Origin of the sequence: Streptomyces sp. NPDC000151 (genome assembly GCF_040301705.1) — a bacterium.
Lineage (GTDB): Bacteria > Actinomycetota > Actinomycetes > Streptomycetales > Streptomycetaceae > Streptomyces.
On the sequence record NZ_JBEPFC010000256.1, the window covers coordinates 1 to 5,070 of the forward strand.

General features: G+C 71.9%; 3 protein-coding genes. All 3 read right to left on the bottom strand.

The window, feature by feature from the left end:
- Positions 1–161 precede the first annotated feature (161 nt).
- Complete coding sequence (locus ABT381_RS34985; protein ID WP_467754851.1) at positions 162–1,784, bottom strand: type IV secretory system conjugative DNA transfer family protein; 1,623 nt, start codon at positions 1,782–1,784, stop codon at positions 162–164.
- A 111-nt stretch (positions 1,785–1,895) separates the two neighbouring features.
- Positions 1,896–3,362, bottom strand: coding sequence for an ATP-binding protein (locus ABT381_RS34990; protein WP_351601899.1), 1,467 nt, complete (start codon positions 3,360–3,362; stop codon positions 1,896–1,898).
- 28 nt (positions 3,363–3,390) lie between these two features.
- A complete protein-coding gene (locus tag ABT381_RS34995; protein ID WP_351601893.1) occupies positions 3,391–4,953 on the bottom strand; it encodes an SCO6880 family protein in 1,563 nt (520 codons plus the stop codon).
- Positions 4,954–5,070: the final 117 nt, after the last annotated feature.

The following is a 5,070-nucleotide window of genomic DNA, read 5'->3' on the forward strand; positions in this document are numbered from 1 at the left end:
GTACTGCAGGGGGGACCCTGTGGGAGAGTAGGACGCCGCCGAACAATCATTGTGGGAAAGCCCCGCACCTCATGGTGCGGGGCTTTTCTGCGTTTAGGGCCACGGCAATAGTGCGGTAGGGCACAGGCCAGACGGGCCGAGCCCCCGGCCTGGACCGGCGCTCAGGCCGGCAGGGGGGCGTGGGGCCAGCGGGTGCGGGACTGTTCGGGGGAGCGGAGGGTGGCGAGGGTCAGGAGGCCCTGGGCGGCGCCCGATTCGAGGAGCGCGGGGAGCGCGGGGATCGGGGCGAGGGCTGCGATGTCGTCGAGGACCAGGGTGAGTGGTGGGTCGAGGCGACCGTCAGATGACCGTTCGGCCATGCGGCGGCCGCGCTCGACCACGCTCGAGACGAGTGCGGTGAGCAAAGGCATCGCACCCGGTGTCGTACGCGGGTCCTCGATCGACTCGCCCACTACGTAGAGCGTTCCCCCTTCCGCCACGTAGGAATCAAGCGCGAGCGCATCGGCCCGCCCCGGATTGCAGGCGTCCCGGATGTGGACGGAGGAGAGGGCGGCGAGCGCGCGGGCGACCAATTGCTGGGCCATGTCGCGGCGTTCGGGGTGGGCGGTCAGTACGGACTCCAGCTCGCCGGCGCGGCCGGCCGCGGCCTTGGAGTTCGTACGGAGGATGCGTACGGGCTCGTGCGCGGCGCCGCTGCCCTGGGCCCAGCGGTGGATCTGCCGGAACGGCCTGCCGTCCACGGCGGCCGCGTGCAGCCAGCAGCGCAGCAACGTCTCAGCGGCGTCCGCCAGGGCCGAGTCGAGCGTGCTCATCGGGCGGACGGGGGCGAGGAGGGCGGTCGCGCGGGTACCGGCGACGGCGATGTCCTCGCAGCCCGCGGTGGGCGACCAGCGCAGGCGGGCCGGGGTGTCGAGGAGGTGCAGCGGGTCGTACGCGTGCAGCGGACCGAGCTTCGCCCGGGCGTCTTTGCTCTCGGCCCAGAGCGTCGGGTCGGTCGTCGCCACGAGGAGCGGCCCTTCGGCGGCGGTGATCGCGGCGAGCGCGGCGGCGCGGGCAGCGGGGCGCTCGGAGCGGTGGTGATAGTGGACGCGGGGGAGCGCGGGGGTGTCCGTGACGGCACTGGCGGGAACGCCGGTGGGGATGCCGGTAGGGGCGTCGGTACGGGCGTCCAGGGGCGGCTGCGGGGCCGGTTCGGCCGCAGGTACGGCCAGTACCTCCGCACTCGTCTTACGGCCGTCTACGGCTGTGGGTGAGGCGTCGGCCGGGGCCGGCGCCTCAGGGACCGCTTCCGGGGCCGCCGGGGGCGAGGCCGGTACCGCCGCCCCCTCGGCGAGTCGGTTCGCGCGGCGTTCCGCGCGTACCGCTCGGAAGCGGGTGAGCGTGCCGAGGGCGAAGATCGTGAGGACGACGAGGACCATCAGTTCGCTGATGAGGACGCCCCAGAAGAGGCCGTAGCCCGCGAGCTGGCCGTCGGGGGTATCGGGCCAGGCCGCCGGCAAGTCGTGCGGCTGGGTGACCAGTTCGCGCATGGCGAGGGGGGTGCGGGTGAACGTCAGCCGGTCGGGCCAGCTGCCGTGGGCGAAGAGGCCGGAGAGTCCCGTGGCGAGCCACACCAGGACCGTCAGGCCCAGGAGGAAGGCCAGCACGCCGACGAGCAACGAGTCGGGGATGCCGCGCTCCCGTCGCCGGGGCCCGGCCCCGCCGTCCCGGCCCGCGCCGCCACCGGCTCCGTTGGCTCCGTACGCCTGCCCCTGCCGGTCGTATCGGTCGTACCCGTCGCTCACGCCACCGACCCGTCCTTCGTACCGCCCGTCGGTCCGTCTCTCTTACGCCACCGACTACCGGGCGCTCGTTCTTCGTGCCGTCCGTACTTCCCGCCGCTTGCGGCCTGCCTTCTATGCCACCGTCTCGCTCGATTCGTTGCTGAGCTGGCGGGCCAGGGCCATTGCCTCGGCGCGTGCTTCTGCCTCGGCGTCCGCCGCGCGCTCCAGGGCCAGGGCCTCGTCCGTGGGCTGGGCCGAGGCGTCGGCCACGGAGGACTCGGTCATGGCGCGGTCGGTGTAGACGAGCGGGCGTTCGGCCTCGGTGATCAGGTGCTTGACGACCTGGACGTTGCCGTTGACGTCCCAGACCGCGATGCCGGGGGTCAGGGTGGGGATGATCTCCACCGCCCACCGTGGGAGGCCCAAGACCCGCCCCGTGGCCCGTGCCTCGTCCGCCTTCTGGGCGTAGATCGTCCTCGTCGACGCCATCTTGAGGATGGCCGCCGCCTCCCGTGCGGCCGCGCCGTCCACGACGTCGCTGAGGTGGTGGACGACGGCGACGAAGGAGAGGCCCAGGCGCCGGCCGAACTTCAGCAGGCGCTGGAAGAGCTGGGCGACGAACGGGGAGTTGATGATGTGCCAGGCCTCCTCGACCAGGAAGATCCGTTTCTTCCGGTCGGGGCGGATCCAGGTGTGCTCCAGCCAGACGCCCACGATCGCCATCAGGATCGGCATCGCGATCGAGTTGCGGTCGATGTGGGAGAGGTCGAAGACGATGAGCGGCGCGTCGAGGTCGATGCCGGCCGTGGTCGGGCCGTCGAACATGCCGCGGAGGTCACCGTCGACGAGGCGGTCCAGTACGAGGGCCACGTCCAGGCCCCAGGCCCGTACGTCGTCCAGGTCGACGTTCATGGCCTCGGCCGACTCCGGCTTCGGGTGGCGGAGTTGCTCGACGATGTCGGTGAGGACAGGCTGGCGGTCGGTGCGGGTCTCGTTGCCCTCGGCGGAGCCGAACCCATTGAGCACAGCCGCGTGCGCGACCTTGAGGGCGAAGCCGGAGCGCTCGTCGAGGCCGTGGCCCATGGCCACCTCGATGATCGTGCGGAGCAGCGCCAGCTGGCCGGTGGTGGTGATCGACGGGTCCAGTGGGTTGAGGCGGATGCCGCCGTTCAACGCCGCCGTGGGGTCCAGCCGGATCGGGGTTATGCCGAGCTGTTCGGCGATGAGGTTCCACTCGCCGACGCCGTCCTCGCCCTGTGCGTCCAGGACGACGACCTGGCGGTCGCGGAAGCGCAGCTGACGCAGTACGTACGTCTTCTCCAGCGCGGACTTGCCGTTGCCGGACTCGCCGAGGACGAGCCAGTGCGGGGCGGGCAGCTGCTGGCCGTACAGCTGGAAGGGGTCGTAGATGTACCCCTTGCCGCTGTACACCTCGCGGCCGATGATCACGCCGGAGTCGCCGAGACCTGGCGCCGCGGTGGGCAGATAGACGGCCTGGGCCTGCCCGGTGGAGGTCCGTACGGGCAGCCTGGTCGTCTCCACCTTCCCGAACAGGAAGCTGGTGAACGCCTCGGTGATCGCGGCGAGCGGATCGAGCATGGCCATGACGTACGCGCCTCCCAGCGGCTTAGCGGCGGATCCCGGTCGCGAACGGAAGCGTGTTGACGAATGCCCTGTGGTGCTCGCGGTCGCACCACTCCAGCTTGAGGTAGGACTTGCCGGCCGAGGCGCGGATGGTCCGCTTGTCGCGGGCCAGCGCCTCGGGGGAGCGGGCGGAGACGGTGAGGTAACCGACGAGGTTCACGCCGGCCGCGCCGGACGCCAGGTCCTCGCCGCGCTGGTCGACGCGGCCGTGGTGGGCGACGTCGCGCGGGTCCACGACGCGGTTCATCTTGGCCGCGCGGCTGGCTTCCGCGTCGTCGTTGGTCTTCTCGGTCAGCATGCGTTCGATCGCGACCTCGGTCGGCTCGAGGTCCATGCAGACCGCGACCGTACGGATCACATCAGGGGTGTGCACGAGCAGCGGCGCGAGGAAGTTGACGCCGACCGGGGTCAGCGGCCACTCCTTGACCCACGCGGTGGCGTGGCACCAGGGCGCGCGGGTCGTCGACTCGCGGGTCTTGGCCTGGAGGTACGTGGGCTCCATCGCGTCCAGCTCGGCCGGCCAGGCGTTGCGCTTGCTCATCGCCTGGATGTGGTCGATGGGGTGGTCCGGGTCGTACATGGAGTGCACGAGGGACGAGAGCCGGGCCTGGCCGAGGGGCTGGCGTACGCGGATGTCGGCCTCGGCAAGGCGGGCGCAGATGTCGGTCAGCTCGCGGGCCATGACGACGGCGAGGCCCGCGTCCTTGTCCAGGCGCTTTCGGAGCAGCCCGCCGTGGTGCGTGCGGGCCGCGCGGGCCATGGTCTCCGCCTCGGCGGCCAGCTCGCGCGTGTAGTGCATGCAGGCGACGAGGTACGCGCGGTGCTGCTCGGAGGAGGTGGAGACCATCGACTGCAGCTGGTCGTAGGAGTCCTGCAGCCAGGCCGGGGAGTTCCGGTCGCCGCGCTGGGCTACGTCCTTGGCGTGCGCGTCCGGGTCGGCGGGGAGGGTGCGGGCGAGCATCTGCAGGCGGGTCACGAACCCGTCGCCGTTCGCGACGTGCTTGAGCAGCGTCCCGAAGCGGTCGACCAGGGCCTCCTGGTCCTCGCTGTCGCGCAGGCCGACGCCCGGGCCCTCGATCTCTATCGCCGCGGTGACGGTGCGGCGGTCGGCGTGCAGCAGTACGGCGATCTCGTCCGGGCCGAAGGGCGCGGCGAGCCAGTTGATGCGGCCGATGCCGGGCGGCGGGCCGATCTCCACCTCGCGGCCGTCGAGGCTGATGCCGGCCTCGGGCGCGGTGGAGCGGTACGTCGTCCCCCGCCGCAGGGTGCGCTTGTAACTGCGGTTGATCTCGAACCACTTGTAGAACGTCCGGCCGCGGTACGGGACGTACACCGCGGCCAGGGCCAGCATCGGGAAGCCGGTGAGCGTCACGATGCGCAGCGGCAGGACGGGGACCAGGAGGCCGCACATCATGCCGAGGAACGCGCCCGCGATGATCAGGGCGATCTCGCCGGTCTCGCGGTTCTTGCCGATGACGGCGTTGGGGCGGGCGCGGCCGATCAGATACGTGCGTCGGGGCGCGATCGGGTGGGACTGGGTGCTCAACGCCCATCACCTCCTGCTGTTTTGCCGGTGCGGGCGGAACCGCCCGAGGCCGCGCCGGGGCGGGGGCCTGGGCTCGTACGGGGTGCGGGCGGGGCGGCCGCGCCGGAGCCAGATCGG